The organism is Pseudothioclava arenosa (genome assembly GCF_002358085.1).
Classification (GTDB): Bacteria; Pseudomonadota; Alphaproteobacteria; order Rhodobacterales; family Rhodobacteraceae; genus Pseudothioclava; species Pseudothioclava arenosa.
Genome location: NZ_NTJD01000002.1, coordinates 123,852 through 148,306, shown reverse-complemented (window position 1 = coordinate 148,306; position 24,455 = coordinate 123,852). Strand labels below are relative to the sequence as shown.

Sequence of the window (24,455 nt, the reverse complement as noted above, 5' to 3'; positions counted from 1 at the left end):
CCGTGAGTTCGTTGTGATCGGTGAAAATGAAAACACCACCGGGGCAAGACGCCCCGATGGTGCTGGTCAAACTATTCCCGCCGCGACGCGCGTCGCGGATCAGGTCATGGCTGGACGGACGCTTACTGGCAGACGCCAGCGTCGTCGCAATAGGTGCCCGCGAGCGCGCCGACAGCGGCCCCGGCAACGATGTTTGCATCGAGCGCATCGGCCACGAGCGCACCGCCCGCCGCACCGGCAAGCGCACGCTCGCCGTCGGTTTCCAGGCAGCCCGAGAGGGCCGTCGCGGCGACAAGGGCGAGAATGAGGTAGGGTTTACGCATGAGTTACTGCCTCCGGTAAGGGTTGTTGTTGCGGAGAATCCTACTCCAACCCCTGCGGAAGCCAAGCGAATTCGCGCCGATTTGATCACGGTCGCGGGAGCATTGGCGAAGCCTTGCCGATGCGCGCGGCGATCCGCCCAGACCCCGGCCTCGGAGGCCGAAGGCGATCCGGCCCGAAGGCCGGATCGAGACGTCAGGGAAGGGATGGAGCGCGATACACCCCGCAGGCCCCTGCGGTTCAAGCGGTGCGTCGCAATCTCATCATGCGCGGGCAAACCCTTCGAAGCAAAGCCAAACTCGGCGTTCTGGCGAGCATCGGCAGGAACATGCCGATGCGTCAACTTGCGAGCAAGGATCATTCCCAATCCTCCTCGTCTTCGTCGCCCCAATCGTCTTCGTCTTCCCAGAGATATTCCTCGGGCTTGGCGAAAACATCGGGGAACGACGCCTGCGCGCGTTTCACGTCGATTTTCAGCATCGCCTCGTAGGAGCAGGGGTCAAAAGGCTTTTTCGGATCGGCCGGAACCACTTCGCGGCCAAAGAGGAAGCTCAGCCGCGCGGCATCGAGATTGCCCCGCTCGAACGGCTCTTCGCCGAAATAGTTCCAAAGCGCGGCCAAGAACCCCGCATCAGCCCGCCGGTCAGCAGGCGAGCGATCGGCATAGCGCTCGCGCTTGAAAATCTTGGTCGGGCCCTTCTTGTTGGCCCGGCGGATGGTGAAATGATAATCGGAACTCGGCAGACGGCCGGGAAATCCACGATGTTTCAGCATGTTGCGCCCTCCTGTCCCGCACGGACCGAAGGGCGCGCAGTGTTAGCGACCGGTCGTCTGGCCGCGGTCGGGTTCACGCCCATCGGTGCTGGTCGGCACGCAGATCGGGGCGCCAGCGGCGTTGGTGCCGGCATAAGACGTGCCGGGCGCGCAGGACTCGTCGCAAAGCGGCAGCGAGCTCGGGTATTGGGCCGTGATCGCTTGCCCCGGCGCACGGCAGGTGCCGACGACGACATCGCCATATTTTCCGGTGTAAACGGGCTCGGGCATAATGGGCTCAGGCTTCGGGGCGCAAGCGGCCACGAGCGCGAGAGCAGCGGCGGAAGCGACGAGGGTAAAACGCATGAGCAATATCTCCAATGATCCATGAGTCGGACCGGAAAACGGTAGCACATCACGCCAGAAAAACCTACGCGCGAGACGTCGCAGAAGCGGAGCGGGCGCGCGGGCGCCCACCCCGAAATTGCCCGAAGCTGGCGGCCCGGGCGACGCGCGCCCCGGCCGGAGAACGGATTACTTGTATTTGCCGGTGTAGACCGGTTCGACCGACACGGGCTCGGCGACCGGCTCGGGCTTCGGGGCGCAAGCGGCCGCGAAAGCGACGAGAGCGAGGGCGATGAGAGCTTTCTTCGACATTCTGTTCTCCTGTCCGGGCTGAACTCGGCCCCGACGGGCATCAGACGCTCAGCATTGATTACGGGCACAAATATTTGCCCGCGCAGCAGAATATCGCGGAATCGCGGCAGAGCGAAGAGGAAGTTTTTGCACATGCGAAGGCCCGTCGGCGCAAACGCGCCGACAGCTTCGTCCCTGCGATCCTGATCTTGCGCGCGGCGCATCAGAACAACTCCCAAGTGCAAGCCCCATCCTCGACGGAGAAGGCCTCGAAATACTGGACCGCCTCGGGGGCGGCCTCGCCGAAGGGCACGATCCGGTCAGAGAGGCTGATCACAACCTGCTCCACCTGCGGCCCCAGATTGGCCAGACGCGGCGCGACGAATGAGCCGCACAGCGCCTCGATGTCCAACAGCGCCACATCCACCGACAGCGCGCCCTGACCACCGATCTGCGGCGCGAGAAAGCGGAACCGATAGGTCAGACCCTCAGATCCGGGCGCCGTGTGCTGCACATCAATCCACCACAGCTTCTGGCCGGAGGGCACCTCGATAGCATCGCCGAAAGTGCCCTCGGGCCCGTCGCCCCGCTCACCCAGATCAGCGAAAAACGCCGAGTAGTCAGGCATTTGCGGGACTTCGCGCAACTCTTGCGCCCCACCCGGCCAGGCAAGCCCCGAGAGGGCCAGCAAAGCGCTGGCCAGCCCGATCCCCGCTTGGCCCGGCGCGACGCGCATTCCGCACTCCTCAGAGCGGAATGTTGTCGTGCTTCTTCCACGGGTTCGACAGCTTCTTCGAGCGCAGCGAGGCGAAGGCGCGCGCCACACGGCGACGCGTCGAACGCGGCTGGATCACTTCGTCGATGAAGCCTTTTTCCGCGGCCACGAAGGGGTTCGCAAAGCGATCTTCGTAGTTCTTGGTGCGCGCCGCGATCTTGTCGGCATCGCCCAGTTCCGAGCGATACAGGATCTCGACCGCGCCCTTGGCGCCCATCACCGCGATCTCGGCCGAGGGCCAGGCGTAGTTGAAGTCGCCGCGCAGGTGCTTCGACGCCATAACGTCATAGGCGCCGCCATAAGCCTTGCGGGTAATCACCGTGACCTTCGGCACGGTCGCCTCGCCATAGGCGAACAGCAGTTTCGCGCCGTGCTTGATGACGCCGCCATATTCCTGCGAGGTACCGGGCAGGAAGCCAGGCACGTCGACCAGCGTCAGGATCGGGATTTCGAACGCATCGCAGAAGCGCACGAAACGCGCCGCCTTGCGCGAGCTGTCGATGTCGAGGCAGCCCGCCAGCACCATCGGCTGGTTCGCCACCACGCCGACCGTCTGGCCTTCGATGCGCAGGAAGCCGGTGATGATGTTGCCCGCGTAATCCTTCTGGATCTCGAAGAAATCGCCCTCATCGGCGATCTTCGCGATCAGTTCCTTCATGTCATAGGGCATGTTGGGGTTCGCCGGCACCAGCGTGTCGAGGCTGTCCTCGATGCGGTTCACGTCGTCGAAGAAGGGGCGCACCGGCGCTTTTTCGCGGTTCGACAGCGGCAGGAAGTCGATCAGGCGGCGGGTTTCGAAAATCGCCTCCACATCGTTCTCATAGGCGCCATCCGCGACCGAGGATTTCTTGGTGTGAGTCGAGGCACCGCCCAGTTCTTCGGCGGTGACGACCTCGTTGGTGACGGTCTTCACAACGTCGGGGCCGGTCACGAACATGTAGGAGGTGTCTTTGACCATGAAGATGAAGTCGGTCATCGCCGGCGAATAGACCGCGCCACCCGCGCAGGGGCCCATGATAAGGCTGATCTGCGGCACCACGCCCGAGGCCATGATGTTGCGCTGGAACACCTCGGCGTAACCGGCAAGCGAGGCCACGCCTTCCTGAATGCGCGCGCCGCCCGAGTCGTTCATGCCGATCACCGGGGCACCGTTCTGCATCGCCATGTCCATGATCTTGCAGATCTTTTCGGCGTGAGTTTCCGACAGCGAGCCGCCGAACACGGTGAAGTCCTGCGAGAATACATAGACCATGCGGCCGTTCACGGTGCCCCAGCCGGTGATCACGCCATCGCCCGGGATATGCTCTTCTTCCATGCCGAAATCGGTGCAGCGGTGCGATTTGAACATGTCGAATTCTTCGAACGAGCCCTCGTCGAGCAGCAGCTCGATACGCTCGCGCGCGGTCAGCTTGCCCTTCTTGTGCTGCGACTCGATACGGCGCTCACCGCCGCCAAGACGCGCTTTCGCGCGACGGGTTTCCAGCTCTTGCAGGATATCTCTCATGGGCTCCCCTCCGAAGGTTTGGGGCACCCTATCGAAACCGACGGATATTACAAAGCGGATTCGGGTAAATTTGCAAAAACTTGACAGGCCCATTTCTGCAAATTGCGAAGCCGCAAACACACACCCCAAGACCGCGGATCTTCACGGGTCGGTGGCGAAGGTTTTCAAAGGGAAATCTGCGTTCCCGTTGCGCGGATAAACGCCCCTCTGCGCCCCCGCTGCAATTCCGGATTTGACGCAAGGCTTTTGCAAAGCTAACAATCGCTTTGCAAATGCGGCCGTCCCGCCGCCTTGCAAGGTGAGGAGAGGGGCAGATGGCGACCCAAAAACTCTATGCCGGGGTGAAGCTGCGCGAGACGCGGGCGCGACTCGGGCTGACGCAGAAGGCATTCGCCGAGCGACTCGGCGTCTCGCTGCCCTACCTGAACCAGATGGAGAACAACCATCGGCCGGTTTCGGCGGCGGTGGTTCTGGCGCTGGCGGGCGAATTTGGGCTGGACGTGACCGAGCTGTCGGCGGGCGATGCGGAACGGCTCGTTTCGGACATGCGCGAGGCATTGGCCGACCCGATCTTTGCCGATGCCGCCCCGCCCTTGGCCGATCTGCGGCTCGCCGCCTCGAACGCCCCGGCGCTGGCGCGGGCCTTCCTTGAAATGCACCGCGCCTATCGGCAGGCCCATGAACGACTCGCCTCGCTGGACGAGGCGATCGGGCGCGAAGGCACGCAAACAGTGGTTTCGCCTTGGGAAGAGGTGCGTGACTTCTTTCACTATTGCGACAATTACATTGATGCCGTCGATCGCGCGGCCGAACACTTTATCTGCCCGAATGGTAAGGTTCTTGATGCGATCCAGCGGGCCACAGAAGCGCTGCGGCTACGCGGGATAGAAGTTCAATTTTCGAACATCTCCGAGCTGCGCCGCCGCGAAGGCAATACGCTGGTGATTGCCGCCCATGTCGGACGCCCGACGCAGGCCTTCCAGCTCCTGCATCAGGTCGCGCTGATCACTCAGGACGACCTGCTGGAGGCGACGCTCGACCTCGCGCGGTTCCAGTCCGAGACCGCCCGCGCCATCGCCAAGATCGGGTTGGCGAATTATTTTGCGGGGGCCGCACTCCTGCCCTACCGGGCCTTCCTCGAGGCCGCGCAGGAGACCCGTCACGACCTTGAACGCCTCGCCGACATCTTCGGCGCCTCGATCGAGCAGGTCGCACACCGGCTTTCGACGCTGCAACGCCCCGGCGCCAAGGGCATCCCGTTTTTCTTCGTGCGCGTCGACCAGGCCGGCACGATCACCAAGCGCCACTCGGCCACGCGACTGCAATTTGCCCGCTTCGGCGGCGCCTGCCCACTCTGGAACGTTCACCAAGCCTTTGAAACGCCTACAAAATTCCTGCGGCAGCTGGCCGAGACCCCGGACGGAATGCGCTATCTCTGCCTCGCGCGCGACGTCTCGAAACCGGGCGGCAGCTTTACCGCCCCGGTGCGCCGGTACGCGATCTGTCTTGGCTGCGAGATCAGCCATGCGCGCGGGTTGGTCTATGCGGACGACATGGAACTGAACAACCCCAAGGCCTATCAGCCGATCGGGATTTCCTGCCGGATCTGTGAGCGCAAGGATTGCCACCAGCGTTCCGTTCCGCCGCTGGAGCGGCGCCTGTCGGTCAATGCCAACCGGCGCGGGCTGCTGCCCTACGACATCGAGTAGACATGACAAAGCCCCGGAGTCGCCTCCGGGGCCTGTTCAAGCGGCACGCCGTCAGACGGTGGGTCAGACGGTGGCCAGCATCTGTGCGATCTCATCCTTGATCGCCGCGCGCTCCTTGCGGAGCTGCGTTTCCGCGAACTGCTCCATCGGCTCGACCAGAGTCTCGGCGCGGTGAACCTTGTCGTTAACCACGTCATATTGCTCAAGCAGCTTGGCAAAATGCGCGTTCGACAGCTTCAGTTCATGCAGCTTTTCGAGCTGGCTGGGGAACTCTTCCTGCAGCGTGTGCGGGGTGTTGGACATTCGGTATCTCTCCCTCTTCCTGTTTCACCTGAATCTTAGCTCAGCCTGCTAAACAGCGCCTTGACGCGTGTCAAATCGGATTGCCGTCAGTTCGCCGCGCGCCGCCAGCCCGCCGCGCGCGCCTCCGATTCCGAGCAAAACCAACGCTCGCCCTTACTCTCGGAAATCCGGGTCTGTTCGTAGAATTTTTGTCCGGGAAGATGATAGATGCGCCCGCGCTCCGAGATATTCCCTTTGATGACGCAGCCGCCGCTCCGCGACACGGGCTGCGCGCTCGCCTGCGATTCGCGCTTGCGGAAGGTTTCGGCGCGCTCCGCCTCTCCGGACCACAGGCCCCTGCCCGCGGCCTCGGCGCGGGCCTCTTGGCGCACATAATCAAGCGAATACTTGCGATAGGCCCAGGCCGCGCCTTGCTCGACCATCGCGCCACCGACGTCTCGCCCTTCTGCGCGACACACCGCCACCATGCGCCCGTAACGATCCGTATCACGCCGCTCGCAGATCACCTGCCCCTTGGCCAGTTGGGCAAGCGTCTTGGTGGCGTAATCGCCGCAGTCCCACTTGCGCCCCCGCGCATCGCGGCAACGCTGATTGCTTTCGGGCGCGTCAATGCCAAACAGGCGCACCCGCGTGCCGGCAAGATCCAGCGTATCGCCATCGACGATCCGGGCCACACCGCGCAATTGCTCGGCCTCGGCCGACCGGGCGCCCGGCAGACCGACAACCAGAGCGATAGCAACAAAAAGCGAACAAATTCTTAACATACCCCCGATATCGGGGCGGAGCACGCCTGATGCAAGGGCATTCGCGGCGCAGGCTTAACGTTGCGCCGCCTGCCAGTCGGGTGCGATCCACGCGGGCCTGTCTTCGGGCGGCAGGCGACGACCCAGAATATGGTCGGCCACCTTCTCGCCCACCATGATCGAGGGCGCGTTCAGGTTGCCATTGGTGATGCGCGGGAACACCGAGCTGTCGGCCACGCGCAGGCCCTCGACGCCGATCACCCGACCCTCGGGGTCGACCACCGCGCCCGGATCATCCGCCGCGCCCATCCGCGCCGTACCGCAGGGGTGATAGGCGCTTTCGGCATGATCGCGGATGAAGGCGTCGATCTCGGCGTCGCTCTGCACCCCCGCGCCGGGCTGGATTTCATGCTTCACATGCGCGGCCATCGGGACCTGCGCGAAAATCTCGCGCGTGAGCCGCACGGCCTTGCGGAACTCCTCCCAGTCGTCGGGATGCGACATGTAGTTGAAGCGGATCTCGGGCACGGCAGCCGGATCGGCCGAGCGCAAACTGACCCGCCCGCGCGATTTCGAGCGCATCGGCCCGGTATGCACCTGAAACCCGTGCCCCTCGGCGGCGGCCTTGCCATCGTAGCGCACCGCGATCGGCAAAAAGTGATACTGGATGTCGGGGTAATCCACGCCCTTGTCCGAGCGGATGAAGCCGCAGGCCTCGAACTGATTGGACGCCCCCAGCCCGGTCTTGGTAAACAGCCATTGCGCCCCGATCAGTGCCTTGCCCCAGAGGTTCCAGTATTTGAACAGGGTAATCGGCTGCTGCGCGGCGAATTGCATATAGATTTCAAGGTGATCTTGCAGGTTCGCGCCGACGCCCGGCCGGTCGGCCAGCACCTCGATACCGTGGCTGTGAAGATGCGCGCCCGGCCCCACCCCCGACAGCATCAAAAGCTTGGGCGTGTTGATCGCCGAGGCCGCCAGCACCACCTCGGCGCGCGCGCGGATCACCTCGATCTGCCCACCGCGCGCGATTTCCACGCCGACCGCCCGCTTGCCCTCAAACACCACGCGCCGCGCGAGCCCGCGCACGATCCGCAGCCGCCCGCCCTTCAATGCAGGGCGCAGATAGGCATTCGCCGTCGACCAGCGCCGCCCCTTCCAGATCGTCGCCTCCATCGGGCCGAAACCCTCCTGGCGCGCGCCATTGTAATCGGCGGTCTGGCCGTAGCCCGCCGCCGCGCCCGCCTCGATGAAGGCCTTGAACAGCGGATTGCGGCGCGGCCCGCGGGTGATATGCATCGGCCCCGAGGTGCCGCGATAGGCCGCGTCCCCGCCATCCGCGCCGCCATGCCAGCTTTCCATCCGCTTGAAATAGGGCAGCACATCGGCATAGCCCCAACCCGCCGCGCCCGTCTCGGCCCAATGGTCGAAATCCTTTGCATGGCCGCGCACGAAAACCATGCCATTGATGCTTGACGAGCCGCCGATCACCTTGCCGCGCGGCGTCACCAGCCGGCGCCCGCCCAGATGCGGCTCGGGCTCGGAGGCAAAGCCCCAGTCGTAAATCCCCATGTTCATCGGATAGCTCAGCGCCGCCGGCATCTGGATGAACGGGCCCATATCGGTGCCGCCATGCTCGATCATCAGCACCTGATGGCCCGCCTCGGCCAGCCGATAGCCCAGCGCCGAGCCGCCCGAGCCCGCCCCCACGATCACGAAATCCGCTTCCATCTTCGTCTCTTTCATCGAGCCGCAAATACTCTCGGGGGGCCGAGGCACCGCCTCGGCGGGGGCGGAAGCCCCCTCCCCACGGCCCTCAATAGGGGCAGTCGACCGGCCCCATCCCCACGTAAACAGCCTTCAGTTGGGTGTAATGCTCGATCGCCGCGCGCGAGTTTTCGCGCCCCAGCCCCGAGGTCTTGACCGCGCCAAAGGGCATCTCGACCGGCGTCAGGTTATAGGCGTTGATCCAGCAGGTACCCGCCTGAAGCTGCGCAATCACCCGGTGCCCGCGCGCGAGATCGGCGGTGAACACCCCCGCCGCCAGCCCGAATTGCGTGGCATTCGCCCGCGCGATCACCTCGTCCTCGGTCTCGAAATCCAGCACCGCCATGACCGGCCCGAACACCTCTTCGCGCGCCAAGGTCATCTCGTCGGTGACATCGGCAAAGACCGTGGGCTGCACGAAAAGCGCGCCTTCGTTGCCCGCCGCCCCGCCGCAGATCAGCCGCGCGCCCTCGGCCTTGGCCGTCTCGATATAGCCCAGCACCTTGGCATGCTGCGCCGCATTCACCAGCGGGCCGAATTGGGTCGCGGGGTCTTCCGGGTCGCCCGCCACGATCGCGCCCGTGCGCTCGGCCAGACGGGTCAGGAACCGCTCTTTCAGGCTCTTTTGCACGAAGACCCGCGTGCCGTTCGAGCAGATCTGCCCCGAGGAATAGAAATTCCCCAGCATCGCCGCGCCCACCGCGTCTTCAAGGCTCGCGTCGTCAAAGACGATCATCGGCGACTTGCCGCCCAGCTCCATCGTGACATGCTTCATCCCCGCCGCCGCCGCCGGATAGACCCGCGCGCCCGTCGGCACCGAGCCGGTCAGCGACACCTTGGCCACGCGCGGATCGGTGGCCAGCGCCGCCCCCACCGCACCAAGCCCCTGCACCACGTTGAAGACGCCCGCGGGCATGCCAGCTTCGATGAAAATCTGCGCCAGTTGCAGCGCGCCCAGCGGCGTGACCTCGGAGGGTTTGAACACCATCGCGTTGCCCGTCGACAGCGCGGGGGCCGCCTTCCAGCAGGCGATCTGGCTGGGGTAATTCCAGGCACCAATGCCGACGCAAACGCCCAGCGGCTCGCGGATCGTATAGGCGAAATCACCGCCCAGCGGGATCGTCTCGCCGGTCAGCGTCGGCGCCAGCCCCGCGAAATATTCCAGCGCATCCGCGCCCGAGGGCCAGTCGGCCACTTCGGTTTCCTGAACGGGCTTGCCGGTATCGAGGGTTTCCAGCGCCGCCAGTTCCGCCGCGCGCTCACGGATGAGCGCCACCGCGCGGTGCAGGACGCGCGCGCGCTCGACCGGCTTTCGCGCGGCCCAATCGGCCTGCGCGGCCTGCGCACCCCCAATCGCCGCCTCAACCACCGCGGGCGTCGCCGCATGGAGCCGCGCGATCACCTCGCCGGTGTAGGGATAGGTGACCTCGATCACCTCGCCCGCCTCATCTTCCATCCAGTCGCCATTGACGAAATGGCTTGCCTTCGGCTGTGCCCTCATGGCTGCCCCTCCAATTCGCGTTCCAGATATTCCAGCACGATGCGCTTGGCGTAGCCCGCGTCGGGCGCGCCCTCGGCCAGCGCGGCGCGGATATAGACCCCGTCGATCATCGCGCCCAAGCCACGCGCCACCTGATCGGCGCGCGCGCCCACCAGCGGGCGCAATTCATGCATCAGGTTCGACTTCAGCCGCCGCTGATAGATTCGCAGCAGGCGCCGCGCCTCGGGCAGGCGCTGCGCGAGCACGTAGAAATTCAGCCAAGCCGAGATCGCCTCGCGGCGGAACGAGCCCGGCGCGAATGACCCCAGCAGGATCGCGCGCAGCCTCGCTTCGGGGCCTTGGGCGGCGGCCAGCGCGCCGCGCACCTCCGCGCCATAGATCGACAGGATCGACCGCATCGCGGCCAGAAAGATCTGTTCCTTAGAGCCGAAATAGTGATGCGCCAGCGCCGAAGACATGCCCGCGCGGCGCGCGATCTGGGCGACCGTCACCTCAAGCGAGCCCGCCTCGCCCACCGTCTCAATCGTCGCTTTCACCAGAGCCGCGCGTCTTATAGGCTCTGCGCCAAGCTTCGGCATGATCTTGGCCCCGTTTTGTAAAAAAGCCTTGCCTTTCCGAGCTACAAGGAAGTTTATTGACTCGTCAATCAATAAAAACCTGAACAACGTAACGACTGGGAGAAAACCATGGCAATCCGTTCCATCCTGCTTGTTGGCACCGCCTCGCTCGCCCTTGCCTCGGGCGCGCTGGCCGAGGGCTGCGACAAGGTCACCTTCTCGGATGTCGGCTGGACCGACATCACCGCCACCACCGCCGTCACCTCGACCGTGCTGGAGGCGCTGGGCTATGACACCGACATCAAGGTGCTCTCGGTTCCGGTGACCTATCAGGCGCTGGCGGGCGGCGATATCGACATTTTCCTCGGCAACTGGATGCCGACGATGGAGGCCGACATTGCCCCCTACCGCGACGCCGGCACCGTCGAAACCGTCCGCGTGAACCTCGTGGGCGCCAAATACACGCTGGCCACCAACAAGGCCGGCGCCGATCTGGGGATCAAGGATTTCGCCGACATCGCGGCGCAGAAGGACGCGCTTGATGGCAAGATCTATGGCATCGAGCCGGGCAATGACGGCAACCGCCTGATCATGGACATGATCGGCGCGAATGCCTTCGGTCTGGACGGCTTCGAGGTCGTGGAAAGCTCGGAGCAAGGGATGCTCGCGCAGGTCGAGCGCGCCGATAAGGCGGGCAAGCCGGTGATCTTCCTCGGCTGGGAACCGCACCCGATGAACGCCAATTTCGCGATGACCTATCTGGCGGGCGGCGACGATTACTTTGGCCCGAACTTCGGCGGCGCCGAGGTCGCAACCAACGTGCGCGCGGGCTATGTGGCCGAATGCCCGAATGTCGGCAAGCTTCTGGAAAACCTCGAATTCTCGCTCGCGATGGAAAACGAGATCATGGGCGCGATCCTGAATGACGGCGAAGATCCGATGGATGCGGCCAAGGCCTGGCTGGCCGCCCACCCCGCGGCCGCGACGCCCTGGCTCGACGGTGTGACCACGAAGGACGGTGGTGATGCGGCGGCGGCTCTGACCGCGGCGCTGAACTGATCTGAACCACTGGCCGCGCGCGGGCGCGCCCGCGCGTGGTCCACGATAGGGAGCGTGACGTGGACTGGCTCACCGAGCACAAGATCCCGGTCGGCAAGACCGCGAAAAAGATCTTCGACTGGTTCAAGGAAAATGCCGGGGGCTTCTTTGATGCGCTCTCGTCGGCGATGCAGGGATTGATCGACGCGATCCTGTGGCTGTTGCAAACGCCGCATCCGCTGGTGATCGTCGGGCTGTTCACCGCGCTCACCTTCGGGCTGCAACGCAACTGGAAGACCGCCGCGATGGTGCTGGCCGGATTCCTGTTCATCCTCAATCAGGGCTATTGGGAGGAAACGACCGAAAGCCTGACGCTGGTGCTGTCGTCCTGCGTCGTGTGCATGGTGATCGGGGTGCCGATCGGCATCGCCGCCGCGCACCGGCCGCGCCTTTACACCGCGATGCAGCCGATCCTGGACCTGATGCAGACGCTGCCGACCTTTGTCTACCTGATCCCGGCGATCGTGTTTTTCGGCATCGGCATGGTGCCGGGGCTGATCGCGACGGTGATCTTCGTGCTGCCCGCCCCGATCCGCCTGACGCATCTGGGGGTAAGCTCGACGCCGCAAGCTCTGCTGGAAGCCGCGAAATCCTTTGGCGCGACGGGGCGGCAGGTGCTGTGGAAGGTCGAGCTGCCCTATGCCACGCCGCAGATCATGGCGGGGCTCAATCAGACGATCATGCTGTCCCTGTCGATGGTGGTGATCGCGGCGCTGGTGGGCGCCGACGGGCTGGGCGTGCCGGTGGTGCGGGCGCTCAACTCCGTCAACACCGCGCTCGGCTTTGAATCGGGCTTCGTGATCGTGGTCGTCGCGATCATCCTTGACCGCATGTTGCGCCGGGGGGGCGAGAAATGAGCCATCTCACCGATCCGAAAGCGACCGCGGGCATCGCGGTGCGTTTCGACAATGTCTCGATCGTCTTCGGAGGCGACCCCGAGACCGCCCTGCCCCTGATGGACGAAGGCCGCTCGCGCGCCGAGATCCAGGAACAGACCGGCCAGGTGCTGGGCGTGCATGATTGCGCGCTGGAGGTGGCCGAGGGCGAAATCCTCGTGCTGATGGGCCTGTCGGGTTCGGGCAAATCCACGCTCTTGCGCGCGGTGAACGGGCTCAACCCCGTCTGCCGCGGCGCGGTCGAGGTCTGCGATGGCAACACGCTGGTCGATGTGACCCATGCCGATGCCGCGACCCTGCGCCGGATCCGGCTGCACCGGGTGGCGATGGTGTTCCAGCAATTCGGGCTCCTGCCCTGGCGCTCGGTGCGCGAAAACGTGGGCCTCGGGCTGGAACTGGCGGGCCTGCCCAAGCCCGAGCGCCGCGCCCGCGTCGATCAGCAGCTTGAGTTGGTGGGGCTCTCTGACTGGGCGGAACGCAAGGTGGGTGAGCTGTCCGGCGGCATGCAGCAGCGCGTGGGGCTTGCGCGCGCCTTTGCCACCGAGGCGCCGATCCTGTTGATGGACGAGCCGTTTTCCGCGCTCGACCCGCTCATTCGCGCGCATCTGCAAGACGAGTTGCTGGAGCTGCAAAAGACGCTCAAGCGCACGATCATCTTCGTCAGCCACGACCTTGATGAAGCCTTCAAGCTCGGCAACCGGATCGCGCTGATGGAGGGCGGGCGGATCGTGCAGCTGGGCACGGCGCGCGACATCATCGCCAATCCGGTCAACGATTACGTGGCCGATTTCGTCGCGCACATGAACCCGCTGGGCGTGCTGACCGCGGCCGATCTGGCCGAGCCGGGCGCGGCTGAAGGCGCGGCCCTGCCGCTCGAAACCCCGGTGAAGGACGTGATGGAGCTGTTGCGGCGCCAACCGGCCGTGGCGCTCTCGGACGGGCGGCGGATCACCCGCGAGGGCGTGATCGGGCGGCTCATCGACCCGCGCGGCGGTGCGGGCTGAGCCTCCGGCGGGAGTATTTGGGGCTCGATGAAAGGCTCAGGCGCGGGCCGCGCGCGCGGCGCGGCGTTTGATCTGGGCTTCGCGCCAGGACAGGTAGGTAACGGCCGCGATGATCAGCGCGCCGCCCAGCATCACGAACGGGTCCACCGCCTCGTCAAAGATCACCCAGCCGGCGCTTGACGCCCAGACCAGTTGCAGAAACACCACCGGTTGCGTGACCGAGACCGGCGCGCATTGGAACGCCCGCGTCATGCAGTAATGCGCGAAAGTGGCGAAGGCCGCGGTGGCGCCAAGCCAGAGCACCTCGGTCAGGCCGATCGGCTGCCAGACGGCGATCGCGAAAGGCGCGAGGCAGAGCGTCACGATCAGCGTCATATTGGCGACGATCGCCGTGGCCGAGGCAAAGCCTGTGAGCCGCTTGGCCACCAGATAGGCCGCGCCGAAAAACAGCGCCGCGCCAAGCTGTGCGACATGACCGGGCAGGATTTCGCGAACACCCGGGCGCAGGATGATCAGCGCGCCCAGCAGCGCCGCCACGACCGCAAGGCCCCGGCGCCAGGCGAACCCCTCGCCCAAGAGCAGCGCGCCGCCCAGAGACACCACGATCGGGTTGAGGTAACCGATCGCGGTGACATCGGCGATCGGCGTGCGCGCCATGGCGAAGAACCACAGCAGAACCGCGATCGCCTGCAAGGCGCCACGCAGCCCGAACAGCGCCCAGACCCGGCCCGAATAGCGGGTGCGGGTGAAGCTCCAGAGCGCGGGGGCGACAAACACCACACCCCAGGCAAAACGAATGAACGAGGTCTGCGCGGCGGGCACATCGGCGCCGAGGTAATGCACGATCACGTTCACCGCCGCGAAGCAGACGGTGGTGCCGAGCATCCAGAGGATACCGAGAAGGGGTTTATCCTGCGCAGGCGGGGTCATGCATCCTTTAGGCGCGATCGCGCAGGCGGGCGCAAGGGCGCGATTGTGTCGGGCACAGGCGGGTCAGCCGCCCAGCGCCAGCCGCGCCGCAATCGCCCACATCAGCGCCGCGATAAGCGCGTCGAGCAGGCGCCAGGCGAGAGGGCGCGCGAAAACGGGTTGCAGGATGCGCGCGCCGAAGCCCAGCGCGAAGAAGAACACGAAAGACGCCAGCATCGCGCCACCGCCAAAGGCCCAGGGCGCCGGGAACTGCGCCGAGAGCGCCCCGACCAGAACGACGGTATCGAGCCAGACATGCGGATTGAGCCAGGTGAACCCCGCCAGCGTCAGAAGCGTCGGCCCCGGCCGTGTGGGCACCGCACCTGCGGCCTGCAGTCGCTCGCCGCCTTTCCAGGCGGCCAGTGCCGCGCGCAACCCATACCAGCCCAGAAACGCGACGCCACCCCAGCGCAAGATCTCCATCACGCCCGGATTGGCCGCCATCGCGCCTGCCCCCGCCACGCCCAGCGCGATCAGCGCCGCATCCGAAGCCGCGCAAAACAGAACCACCGCCAGAACATGGGCACGCAGCAACCCCTGTTTGAGCACAAACGCATTCTGCGCGCCGATCACCACGATCAGCGACAGCCCGGTGGTAAAGCCGGTCAGGGCGGCAGAAAACATGGCGCCTCCAAAGCAATGGGCGCCCCGAGGGGCGCCCGATCCGGCCTGCTCGCGCTCAGAGCTGCGCGGCCACGTCCTCGGGGACGTCGAAGTTATGCGTCACGGTCTGCACGTCGTCATCTTCTTCGAGCATGTCGATCAGCTTCATCAGCTTTTGCGCGGTCTCAAGGTCAACCTCGGTGCGGGCATGAGGTTTCCAGACGAGCTTCGATTCCGTCGACTCGCCCAGTTCCTTTTCCAGCGCATCCGATACCTCGGCCAGATCTTCCATCGCGCAATAGATGAAGTGGCCTTCATCATCGCTTTCGACATCCTCGGCGCCCGCTTCGAGCGCGGCCATCATCACCGTGTCGGCATCGGACGCCTCGGCGGCATAGCTGATCTCGCCCAGACGGTCGAAGCCGTGGCTCACGGACCCCGTCTGGCCCAGATTGCCGCCGCATTTGGTGAAATAGCTGCGCACGTTCGAGGCGGTGCGGTTGAGGTTGTCGGTCAGCGCCTCGACGATCACCGCGATGCCGTTCGGGCCGTAACCCTCATAGCGGATCTCGGTATAGTCGTCGCCCTCGCCGGCCTGCGATTTCTTGATCGCGCGGTCGATCACGTCCTTCGGCATCGACTGCGATTTCGCGGCCTTCACCGCAAGACGCAGACGCGGGTTTTTCTCGGGGTCCGGGTCGCCCATCTTGGCCGCGACCGTGATCTCTTTCGAGAGTTTCGAGAACAGCTTCGAGCGCGCCGCATCCTGCCGCCCCTTGCGGTGCTGGATGTTGGCCCATTTGGAATGGCCTGCCATGGTATCTCCGTCGGATCTTCCTTGAATTGCGGCCTCTATAAGCCAGCGGCGGGGGGCGGGGCAAGCGCCCGCGCGCGCCGCAAGGGCGCAATCGGCAGGGGATCGGGGGTTAGAGCGCCCAGATCAGCGGAATCACCAGCGAGGCGGTGATCGCGAGGATCAGGTTGAGCGGCACGCCCACGCGCAGGAAATCGCTGAACCGGTAGCCGCCCGGACCATAGACGAGCGTGTTGGTCTGATAGCCGATCGGAGTGGCAAAGGCGGCCGAGGCGGCAAACATCACCGCCACCACCAGCGGGCGCGGATCGAGCCCCAGCGTGCGCCCCAGCTCGATCGCGATCGGCGTCATGATCACCGCGATCGCGTTGTTCGAGACCATCTCGGTCATCACCGAGCCCATCAGATAAACCGCCAACACCACGACAAAGCCGGGCATCCCCTCAAGCACCGGCGCCATGTGCCCGACCAGAAGCGCCACCGCGCCCGACCGATCCAGCCCGACGCCGACAACCAGCATTGCGAAGATCAGCGCGAGCAACCGCCCCTCGACGAAGGAAAACGCCTCGTCGGGGTCGACCGCGCGGCTGAGCAGGATGATCGCCACCGCCAGCACCGCCAAGAGCAGGATCGGCGCCACGTTGAACGCCGCCAGCATTACCACGATCGCCAGCGCGCTGACCACGATCGGCGCATGACGGCGGCGGAACGGGCGCACCGTGGGCCGCGTGACATCGACAAGATCCATGTCGGCGGCAAGGCGCGCGATATCCTCGGCCGCGCCTTCCAGCAGGAGCGTGTCGCCCACGACCACCACGAGGTCATCGAGCTGGCGGCCGATGTTCTGGTTACGCCGATGCGCGGCCAGGACATAGACGCCATAGCGGCGGCGCAGGCGCAGCTCGCCCAGGCTCCGCCCGATCATCCGGCAGCCCGGCGAGATCAGCACCTCGACCGTCTCGGTCTGCACCGAGCTGAGTTTGTCCACCATCCGCAGATCGGGGTTCTGCTGCATACCGAGCAGTTCGCCCATCTCGGTGCGCAGCACCACCCGGTCGCCCGCTTGCAAGATCGCCCCGGCCAGGTCGCGCCGGAGCGAGGCATCGCCACGCAGCACGTCGACCACGCGCACGCCTTCGCGGCGGAACAGATCAACCTCAAGGACCGGCTGGCCGATCAGGCTGGAATGGTCGGGCAAAGCGACCTCGGTAAAGAATTTCTGCTTGCGCTTGTCACCCAGCAGCGCCCCCATCGAGGATCGCTCGGGCAGGAGCTTGCGCCCGACCAGCGCCATGTAGCCGAGGCCGACACAGATCTGCACGAGGCCGAAGCCGGTGATCTCGAACATCGAGAAGGGCTCAAGCCCCTTGCCGCGTGCGACACCATCGACCAGCAGGTTCGTCGAGGTGCCGATCAGCGTCAGCGTACCCCCGAGGATCGCCGCATAAGACAGCGGAATCAACAGTTTGGAAGGCGAGATGTTGAGTTTGCGCGCCACCGTCATCATCACCGGGATCATCATCACGACGACGGGCGTGTTGTTCAGGAAGGCCGAGGCAAAGGCGATCAGCGCGAAGATGCCGACAAGCACCACCACCGGGCGGTGGTCGATATGTGCTTCGGCGTGGCGCGTGACCCAATCGAGCGCGCCGGTGCGCACCATGCCGCCCATGATCAGGAACATCATCACGATCGTCCAGGGCGCGGGGTTGGCCAGCACCTCGACTGCTTCGCCATAAGGCACGATCCCGAACAGCAGCACCAGTGCCGCACCGCCGATCGCGATCACTTCGGTCGAATAAACCTCGCGCGCGAAGAGCACCAGCATGACCAGCACGATGCCGATCATCACGATGGCCTCGCCCGTCTGACTCAACCCAAGTTCAATCACTTAGTGATCCCTTCGACCGCCCAATGCGCCGATACTATCGGCCGCCCCGCCTCGCGCAAGAGCGCAGATCGCTCAGACCGGCCCCGAGGGCTGCAACCGTCCGCCGACGCGCACCGGCAAGGCCCGCGTCGCGCGCCCGGTGCGGTCGTCGGTCTCGATGTAAAACCCCGACAGCGTCGCCTCGCCATTGGCGGGCGTAAAGCGATCACGCGCCATGCCGGTGATGAAGCGGCGCATCGGCTCGCCCTTTTCCATCCCGATGATCGAGTTGTAATCGCCGCACATGCCGGCATCGGTCAGATAGGCGGTGCCGCCTTCAAGGATCTGCGCGTCGCCCGTCGGCACATGGGTATGCGTGCCCACGACCATGCTCGCGCGGCCGTCGCACCAATGGCCCATCGCGTTCTTTTCCGAGGTCGCCTCGCAATGCATATCCAGCACCACCGCCTGCGCCAGCCCGCCCAGCGGATGCGCGCGCAGCACCTGATCGACCGCCGAGAACGGGTCGTCGAAGGGACGCTTCATGAACACCTGGCCCAGAACCTGCGCCACCAGCACCTTGCGCCCGCGCCGGTCTTCAAACAGCCGCGCACCCTTGCCCGGGGCGTCTTTCGCGAAATTGAGCGGCCGGATCACGCGCGGCTCGGTCTCGATGAAGCGCAGCATGTCCTTCTGGTCGAAGGCATGATCGCCCAGCGTCACCACATCGGCCCCCGCGTCGAGCAGGAGCTTTGCATGCTCGCCGGTCAGGCCCATGCCATTCGAGGCATTCTCGCCATTGACCACCACGAAATCGAGCTTCCACGCCTCGCGCAGCCCGGGCAGACGCTCTGCCACCGCCGCGCGCCCCGCGCGCCCCATCACATCGCCAAGAAACAGGATCTTCATGGCGCTGACTTAGCCCCCTCCCCGCCGCGGGTGCAAGCCCAAAGCGGGAAAAGGGGGCGCTGCCCCCCTCGGCGCGGCCGAGGGCAGAGCCCCCTTGGCTCAGGGCTGTAGGATGCCGATTTCGGTGACGATCAGGTCGAGCTTCTGATCGGTGGGTTCGGTCGGCACATGTGGCAGTTCCTGAGCCGAAAAGGCGAAACCGATCGCGGTGACCGGGCCTTGCGCGCGCAGGGCCTCGAGCGTGCGGTCATAGAAGCCGCCGCCATAGCCCAGCCGGTAGCCGCGCCGGTCAAACGCCAGCATCGGCACGATGATCACTTCGGGGCGCATTTCCAGCGCCGAGACCGGGACCTGGATGCCAAACTCGCCCTGCACCATCGCGGCGCCGGGCTGCCAGTGGCGAAACACCAGCGGCTCGCCGGAATGGCGCACAACGGGCAGGCAGAGCGGGCCGTCATGGGTTTCGACCGCCGGGCGCGGATCAAGCTCGGTGCGGATCGGCATGTAGAAGGCAAGCCGCTGCCCGGCGTGATGGGCGAGCATCGTCGCCAGCCAGTCATTCGCGCGCGCGCTGGCCGCCGGATCGGCATGGGCCGCCTCGCGGGCTTTCAGGGCGGTCAGTCGGGCCTCTTGTTTCTTCATAGCAGGATCATCCCGGCAAGTCCGAGGAAGGCAAAGAAGCCAACCACGTCGGTCACGGTGGTCACGAAGGTGCCCGACGCCAGCGCCGGGTCCGCTCCGAGTTTCTCAAGCCCCAGCGGGATCACGATCCCGGCCAGGGCAGCCATGATCAAGTTGATGACCATCGCGATGGCAATGACAAGTCCGAGATTTGCCGCACCGAACCAGATCCAGGCGACGATGCCCATCGCCAGGGCAAAGGCCATCCCGTTCACCGCCCCCACCAGGAGTTCACGCCGGACGACCCGCCAGACGTTGCTTTCGGTCAGGTCGCGCGTGGCCAGCGCGCGCACCGCGACGGTCAGCGTCTGCGTGCCCGCGTTGCCGCCCATCGAGGCCACGATCGGCATCAGCACGGCAAGCGCCACAAGCCGTTCGATCGTGCCCTCGAACATCGCGATCACGCCCGAGGCGAGGATCGCGGTCAGCAGGTTGACGAAAAGCCATGGCAAGCGCTGGCGCACGGTTTCCAGCACGGTGTCGGTGATCGCGGATTCATCGCCCACACCGGCGAGGCGCAGGATGTCTTCTTCGTGCTCGTCATCGAGCACCGACATTGCGTCGTCGATGGTGATCACGCCGACCAGCCGGTCGTGATCATCGACGACCGGCGCCGAGATCAGGTGATACTGGTTGAAGGCATAGGCAACGTCGGCCTCTTCCTGCCAGGCCGAAATGGTGCGGAAGCTGTCTTCGGCTATCTCGGAGAGCGCGGTGGCGCGCGTGGCCGACAACAGCCGCCCGAGCGTGACATAGCCGATCGGGTGATGGCCGGGGTCGACAAGGATCACGTGGTAGAACTGATCGGGCAGCCACTCGGCGCGGCGCAGGAAATCAATGGTTTCGCCCACCGACCAATGCTCGGGCGCGGTGACGACCTCGCGCTGCATCAGACGGCCGGCCGAATATTCGGGATAGGTCAGCGATTGCTCGACCGCGGCCCGGTCGCTTTCGTCGAGCGCGTCGAGGATCGCCTCTTGCTGCGGCTCTTCGAGGTCTTCGATCAGGTCGACGACGTCATCCGAATCCAGTTCGCGCACGGCGTCGGCCAGAACGTCGGCGGGCAGTTCCGAGATGACCTTTTCGCGAATCCCCTCGTCGATCTCCGAGAGCACCTCGCCGTCGATCTCATCGCCCCAGAGCCGCAGAATCGCGCGCCGCTCGTGGCCCGAAACCTGTTCGAGCATGTCGGCGATATCGGCGGCATGGAGCGGCTCGAGCAGCGTTTTCACGCGCTCGGCTTCGTCCTGTTCGGCAGCCTCGAGAATCTCGTCGACGAGATCGGCGTCGAGGCGATAATCGTCCTCCTCGCGCTCGAACTCTTCTGCCCGCTCTTCCGCCATACGCCCCTGTCCCTGCTGCCGCCCCCGCTGCGCGCGGACCTTAACCCGGCCCGTTGCGGAAAAACAGGGGCGCGGGGGAAAAATGCCGCAAAAAGAGCCGCCTTGGGATGGCGTCGCGGCACCGGGCGGGAATTCGATTTACCTTGCCGCGCCCGCCCCCTAGCATGACCGGCAGGAGATCTGACCATGCACGACCTGCTTCTGGGCCAAGTCCTTTATTTCACAGGAGATCCGCTGATCGAAGGGCCAGCGGCGGCGCGCCATATCCGGCGCGGCGCGGTGGCGCTGGCCGACGGGCGCATCACTGCCGTCGGCGAGGCCGAGGCGCTGCGCGCGGCCCATCCGCAGGCGCGCGTGCATGACTATGGCGCGGGGCTGATTTCGGCGGGATTCATCGACGCGCATGTCCATTATCCGCAGACCGCGATCATCGCGAGCTGGGGCAAGCGGCTGATCGACTGGCTCAACCATTACACCTTCCCCGAAGAGATGCGCTTTGCCGATCCGGCCCATGCCAATGAGATCGCCGCGCGCTATTTCGACCTTGCGATCGCGCATGGCACGACCTCGATGTGCAGCTATTGCACGATCCATCCCGAGAGCGTGGACGCGTTTTTCACCGAGGCGCAGGCGCGCGGAATGCGGGCGCTGGCGGGCAAGACCTGCATGGATCGCGACACCGCCCCCGAGGGGCTGCGCGACACCGCTCAGGCCGCCTATGACCAGTCGAAGGCGCTGATCGGGCGCTGGCACGGGGTCGATCGGCTGGGCTATGTGCTGACGCCGCGCTTTGCGCCGACCTCGACGCCCGCGCAGCTTTCGGCGCTGGGGGCGCTCTGGGCCGAGCAGCCCGACTGCCTGATGCAGACCCATCTGAGCGAGCAGGTCGATGAGATCGCATGGGTGAAGTCGCTTTATCCGCAGGCGCGCGACTACCTCGACATCTACGAAACCCACGGGCTGATGGGCGAACGCGCGGTGTTTGGCCATGCGATCCATCTGGAGCCGCGCGAGCGGGCGCGGATTCTGGAGACCGGCGCCGCGCTGGCGCATTGCCCGACCTCGAACACCTTCATCGGCTCGGGGCTGTTCGACATGGCCGGGCTGGTGGCGGCGGGTGCTGTGGTGGGGCTCGCGACCGACACCGGCGGAGGGTCGAGCTTTTCGATGCTGCGCACGATGGCCGCCGCCTATGAGATCGCGCAGCTCAACCACCATCCGCTGCATCCGGCGGCGCTGTGGTGGCTGGCGACGGGCGCCTCGGCGCGCGCCCTGCGGATCGAGGACAAGGTCGGCAATCTCGCGCCGGGGATGGAGGCGGATCTGGTGGTGATCGACCTCGCCTCGACGCCCGCGATCGCCCAGCGCGCCGCCCGCGCCGAGGATATCTGGGAGGCGATTTTCCCGACGATCATGATGGGCGACGACCGCGCCGTGACCAGCGTCTGGATCGGCGGGCGCAAGGCGCGCTGATCAGCCCGCCAGTTGGCGCGCGAGCCGCGTTTGCGCCTCGATCAGGCGCGGCAGATCGAGCGTGGTGATCTGCCCGTCGCGCACGATCTGGCGGCCCTCGACGAAGAGATGTTTGACCTTCGGCGGGCCACAGAGCAGAAGCGCCGCGACCGGGTCCCAGGCCCCTGCCGCCTCAAGCCCAGAGACATCCCAGATCGCGATATCGGCGCGTTTTCCGGGCTCGAGCGTGCCGCAATCGGGCCGCCCCAGAACCTGCGCGCCCCCGAGCGTGGCAATCTCCAGCGCCTCGCGCACGGCCATCGCATCGGCGCCGTTCTGCACCCGTTGCAACAGCATCGCCATCCGCGACTCGGCAATCAGCGAGCCCGCGTCATTGCTGGCCGATCCATCGACCCCCAAGGCCACCCGAACGCCTGCATCTCGCATCTGACGGACCGGGGCGATCCCCGAGCCAAGGCGACAATTCGAACACGGGCAATGGGCAACGCCAGTCAGAGACCGGGCAAAAAGTTCAATTTCCGAACAATCGAGCTTGACGCAATGGGCATGCCAGACATCCGCGCCGGTCCAGCCGAGATCTTCGGCATATTGACCCGGGCGGCAGCCGAACTGCGCCAGCGAATAGGCGATATCCTCGTCATTCTCGGCCAGATGGGTGTGCAGCATCACGCCCTTGTCGCGCGCCAGCAATGCCGCGTCGCGCATCAGCTCTCGGCTGACCGAAAAGGGCGAGCAAGGCGCCACGCCAACCCGGCACATCGAACCTTCGTTCGGATCGTGGAAGGCGTCGATCACCCGGATGCAATCGTCGAGAATGGCGGCCTCGCGCTCGACGAGGCTGTCGGGCGGCAACCCACCCGCGCTTTCGCCGATGCTCATCGCGCCGCGCGTGGGGTGAAACCGCAGGCCCAGCTCGGCCGCGGCCTCGATCGTATCCTCAAGCCGCACGCCGTTCGGGTAGAGATACAGGTGATCCGAGCTGAGCGTGCAGCCGGTCAGCGCCAGCTCCGCCAGCCCGATCTGCGCCGAGACGCGCATCTCTTCGGGCCCCATCCGCGACCAGATCGGGTAAAGCGTCTTCAGCCAGCCGAACAGGAGCGCATCCTGCCCGCCCGGCACCGCGCGCGTAAGCGTCTGATAAAGATGGTGATGGGTGTTCACGAGACCCGGCGTCACCACGCAGCCTCTAGCCTCGACCGTTTCGCCGGTGGTTTCCAGCCCCTCGCCCAAAGCCACGATCACGCCATCTCGGATCAGCAGGTCGGCGCCGCGCAGCTCGCGCCGAGCGCCATCCATCGTGACCAGAACCTCGGCGCGACGGATCAGCGTTTCGCTCATGTTGTGCCCTCAGCCGTTCAGAAGCGCAATTGCCTCGGCGTGAATGTCCCGGTTCGCGGCGGCAATCACCTGCCCGCCGCGATGGGCCGGACCGCCTTGCCAGTCGGTCACGAGGCCACCCGCCGCCTCGATCACCGCGATCGGGGCCGCGACATCATAGGCCTGCAGCCCGGCCTCGACGACGAGGTCGATCTGACCGGCGGCAACCAGCGCGTAGGCATAGCAGTCCATGCCGTAGCGCGTCAGCCGTGCCACCTGCGAGAGCCGCGCGAAGGCCGCGCCCTCGGCGGAGGTGCCCACCTCGGGGAAGGTCGAGAATAGCGTGGCCTCCGACAATTTGCGTGCGGGGCGCGTGGCGAGGGGGCGCTCGCCCAGCGGGCCAAGCGACCCGGCCGCGCCAAAGCCGCCCCAGAACCGCTCGCCGATATAGGGTTGGTCGATCACACCCAGAAGCGGCGCGCCCGGGCCGTCGGCCTCTTCACGCGCGAGCGCAATCAGCACGCCCCAGGTCGGCGTGCCCGACATATAGCCGCGCGTGCCGTCGATCGGGTCAAGCACCCAGGTCAGCCCGCTGCTGCCGCGCTTGATGCCGAATTCCTCGCCATGGATGCCGTCCTCGGGGCGTTCGGCCTCGATCAGGGCGCGCATCGCGGCCTCGGCGGCGCGATCGGCCGCCGTTACCGGGTCGAAGCCCTCGGCCCGCTTGTTATCGGCGGAAATTCCACCCGCCGGCCGAAACGCCGCGAGGGTTTCCTTGCGCGCCAGATCGGCCAGCGCATGGGCCAGAGCCAGGAATTGCGCGGCCTGCGCCGGGGTCTCGGACATCGGTGCCTCCGAAATGAACAAGGGGAGCGGTAGCCCGCCCCCCTGCATCGGGTCAAGCCCGAG

25 protein-coding genes are annotated in these 24,455 nt (G+C 65.8%); 5 read left to right on the top strand and 20 right to left on the bottom strand.

Annotated elements, in window-relative coordinates:
- Positions 1–122: 122 nt before the first annotated feature.
- The 6 genes from CLN94_RS03040 to CLN94_RS03015 all read right to left on the bottom strand — a co-directional run bounded on the left by CLN94_RS03040 (position 123) and on the right by CLN94_RS03015 (position 3,989).
- Positions 123–323, bottom strand: coding sequence for a lipoprotein (locus tag CLN94_RS03040; protein ID WP_096431006.1), 201 nt, complete (start codon positions 321–323; stop codon positions 123–125).
- 355 nt (positions 324–678) lie between these two features.
- Positions 679–1,095 carry a hypothetical protein gene (locus tag CLN94_RS03035; RefSeq protein WP_096431004.1) on the bottom strand — a complete coding sequence of 139 codons (417 nt, stop codon included), beginning with the start codon at positions 1,093–1,095 and terminating at the stop codon, positions 679–681.
- 42 nt (positions 1,096–1,137) lie between these two features.
- Positions 1,138–1,365 carry a hypothetical protein gene (locus tag CLN94_RS03030; protein ID WP_096431002.1) on the bottom strand — a complete coding sequence of 76 codons (228 nt, stop codon included), beginning with the start codon at positions 1,363–1,365 and terminating at the stop codon, positions 1,138–1,140.
- A gap of 243 nt (positions 1,366–1,608) precedes the next feature.
- The gene (locus CLN94_RS14190; RefSeq protein WP_096431000.1) at positions 1,609–1,731 is read right to left on the bottom strand and encodes a hypothetical protein; all 123 of its coding nucleotides are present in this window, start codon (positions 1,729–1,731) and stop codon (positions 1,609–1,611) included.
- 202 nt (positions 1,732–1,933) lie between these two features.
- On the bottom strand, positions 1,934–2,446 hold the full coding sequence (locus tag CLN94_RS03020; protein WP_245845055.1) for a DUF6497 family protein: 513 nt from the start codon (positions 2,444–2,446) through the stop codon (positions 1,934–1,936).
- Between the two features lie 10 nt (positions 2,447–2,456).
- Positions 2,457–3,989, bottom strand: coding sequence for an acyl-CoA carboxylase subunit beta (locus CLN94_RS03015; RefSeq protein ID WP_096430998.1), 1,533 nt, complete (start codon positions 3,987–3,989; stop codon positions 2,457–2,459).
- A 314-nt stretch (positions 3,990–4,303) separates the two neighbouring features.
- Here CLN94_RS03015 and CLN94_RS03010 point away from each other — a divergent pair, with 314 nt between their 5' ends.
- The gene (locus CLN94_RS03010; RefSeq protein WP_096430996.1) at positions 4,304–5,698 is read left to right on the top strand and encodes a helix-turn-helix domain-containing protein; all 1,395 of its coding nucleotides are present in this window, start codon (positions 4,304–4,306) and stop codon (positions 5,696–5,698) included.
- A gap of 63 nt (positions 5,699–5,761) precedes the next feature.
- Here CLN94_RS03010 and CLN94_RS03005 read toward each other — a convergent pair whose 3' ends face one another.
- The 5 genes from CLN94_RS03005 to betI form a co-directional block, all read right to left on the bottom strand.
- Positions 5,762–6,001 (bottom strand): HP1242/YdcH family protein, encoded by a 240-nt coding sequence (locus CLN94_RS03005; protein ID WP_096430994.1) that lies wholly within the window; start codon positions 5,999–6,001, stop codon positions 5,762–5,764.
- Between the two features lie 86 nt (positions 6,002–6,087).
- Positions 6,088–6,765, bottom strand: coding sequence for a thermonuclease family protein (locus CLN94_RS03000; RefSeq protein WP_096430992.1), 678 nt, complete (start codon positions 6,763–6,765; stop codon positions 6,088–6,090).
- A 54-nt stretch (positions 6,766–6,819) separates the two neighbouring features.
- Complete coding sequence (gene betA / locus CLN94_RS02995) at positions 6,820–8,475, bottom strand: choline dehydrogenase (protein ID WP_096431450.1); 1,656 nt, start codon at positions 8,473–8,475, stop codon at positions 6,820–6,822.
- An 85-nt stretch (positions 8,476–8,560) separates the two neighbouring features.
- The gene (betB, locus tag CLN94_RS02990) at positions 8,561–10,012 is read right to left on the bottom strand and encodes a betaine-aldehyde dehydrogenase (RefSeq protein WP_096430990.1); all 1,452 of its coding nucleotides are present in this window, start codon (positions 10,010–10,012) and stop codon (positions 8,561–8,563) included.
- Positions 10,009–10,590: a choline-binding transcriptional repressor BetI gene (betI, locus tag CLN94_RS02985; RefSeq protein WP_096430988.1), complete on the bottom strand. Its 582-nt coding sequence runs from the start codon at positions 10,588–10,590 to the stop codon at positions 10,009–10,011. Before betI ends, betB begins: the two co-directional genes overlap by 4 nt.
- Positions 10,591–10,698: 108 nt before the next feature.
- Here betI and choX point away from each other — a divergent pair, with 108 nt between their 5' ends.
- From choX to choV, 3 genes are read left to right on the top strand one after another with little or no spacing between them, the layout of a single operon-like run.
- On the top strand, positions 10,699–11,628 hold the full coding sequence (gene choX / locus CLN94_RS02980; protein ID WP_096430986.1) for a choline ABC transporter substrate-binding protein: 930 nt from the start codon (positions 10,699–10,701) through the stop codon (positions 11,626–11,628).
- A 59-nt stretch (positions 11,629–11,687) separates the two neighbouring features.
- Entirely contained in the window at positions 11,688–12,524 is an 837-nt protein-coding gene (choW, locus tag CLN94_RS02975) for a choline ABC transporter permease subunit (protein WP_096430984.1), read from the top strand.
- Entirely contained in the window at positions 12,521–13,567 is a 1,047-nt protein-coding gene (choV, locus tag CLN94_RS02970) for a choline ABC transporter ATP-binding protein (protein ID WP_096430982.1), read from the top strand. Before choW ends, choV begins: the two co-directional genes overlap by 4 nt.
- Positions 13,568–13,603: 36 nt before the next feature.
- Here choV and CLN94_RS02965 read toward each other — a convergent pair whose 3' ends face one another.
- The 7 genes from CLN94_RS02965 to mgtE all read right to left on the bottom strand — a co-directional run bounded on the left by CLN94_RS02965 (position 13,604) and on the right by mgtE (position 20,756).
- Positions 13,604–14,497 carry a DMT family transporter gene (locus tag CLN94_RS02965; RefSeq protein WP_245845053.1) on the bottom strand — a complete coding sequence of 298 codons (894 nt, stop codon included), beginning with the start codon at positions 14,495–14,497 and terminating at the stop codon, positions 13,604–13,606.
- 63 nt (positions 14,498–14,560) lie between these two features.
- Complete coding sequence (locus tag CLN94_RS02960) at positions 14,561–15,160, bottom strand: LysE/ArgO family amino acid transporter (RefSeq protein ID WP_096430980.1); 600 nt, start codon at positions 15,158–15,160, stop codon at positions 14,561–14,563.
- Between the two features lie 55 nt (positions 15,161–15,215).
- Positions 15,216–15,956, bottom strand: coding sequence for a YebC/PmpR family DNA-binding transcriptional regulator (locus CLN94_RS02955; RefSeq protein ID WP_096430978.1), 741 nt, complete (start codon positions 15,954–15,956; stop codon positions 15,216–15,218).
- 109 nt (positions 15,957–16,065) lie between these two features.
- Positions 16,066–17,844 carry an SLC13 family permease gene (locus CLN94_RS02950; protein ID WP_245845051.1) on the bottom strand — a complete coding sequence of 593 codons (1,779 nt, stop codon included), beginning with the start codon at positions 17,842–17,844 and terminating at the stop codon, positions 16,066–16,068.
- A 72-nt stretch (positions 17,845–17,916) separates the two neighbouring features.
- Positions 17,917–18,732 carry a TIGR00282 family metallophosphoesterase gene (locus CLN94_RS02945; protein ID WP_096430976.1) on the bottom strand — a complete coding sequence of 272 codons (816 nt, stop codon included), beginning with the start codon at positions 18,730–18,732 and terminating at the stop codon, positions 17,917–17,919.
- A 99-nt stretch (positions 18,733–18,831) separates the two neighbouring features.
- Complete coding sequence (locus CLN94_RS02940) at positions 18,832–19,374, bottom strand: 5-formyltetrahydrofolate cyclo-ligase (protein ID WP_096430974.1); 543 nt, start codon at positions 19,372–19,374, stop codon at positions 18,832–18,834.
- The gene (mgtE, locus tag CLN94_RS02935; RefSeq protein ID WP_096430972.1) at positions 19,371–20,756 is read right to left on the bottom strand and encodes a magnesium transporter; all 1,386 of its coding nucleotides are present in this window, start codon (positions 20,754–20,756) and stop codon (positions 19,371–19,373) included. The genes CLN94_RS02940 and mgtE overlap by 4 nt, the downstream gene beginning before the upstream one ends.
- A 186-nt stretch (positions 20,757–20,942) precedes the next feature.
- Here mgtE and guaD point away from each other — a divergent pair, with 186 nt between their 5' ends.
- Positions 20,943–22,229, top strand: a complete 1,287-nt coding sequence (gene guaD, locus CLN94_RS02930) for a guanine deaminase (protein ID WP_096430970.1) — start codon at positions 20,943–20,945, stop codon at positions 22,227–22,229.
- Here the strand turns inward: guaD and CLN94_RS02925 are convergent, their stop codons facing one another.
- Both CLN94_RS02925 and hisN read right to left on the bottom strand, forming a co-directional pair.
- Positions 22,230–23,567, bottom strand: a complete 1,338-nt coding sequence (locus CLN94_RS02925; protein WP_096430968.1) for an 8-oxoguanine deaminase — start codon at positions 23,565–23,567, stop codon at positions 22,230–22,232. It abuts the gene before it with no gap.
- 9 nt (positions 23,568–23,576) lie between these two features.
- On the bottom strand, positions 23,577–24,392 hold the full coding sequence (hisN, locus tag CLN94_RS02920; protein ID WP_096430966.1) for a histidinol-phosphatase: 816 nt from the start codon (positions 24,390–24,392) through the stop codon (positions 23,577–23,579).
- Positions 24,393–24,455: the final 63 nt, after the last annotated feature.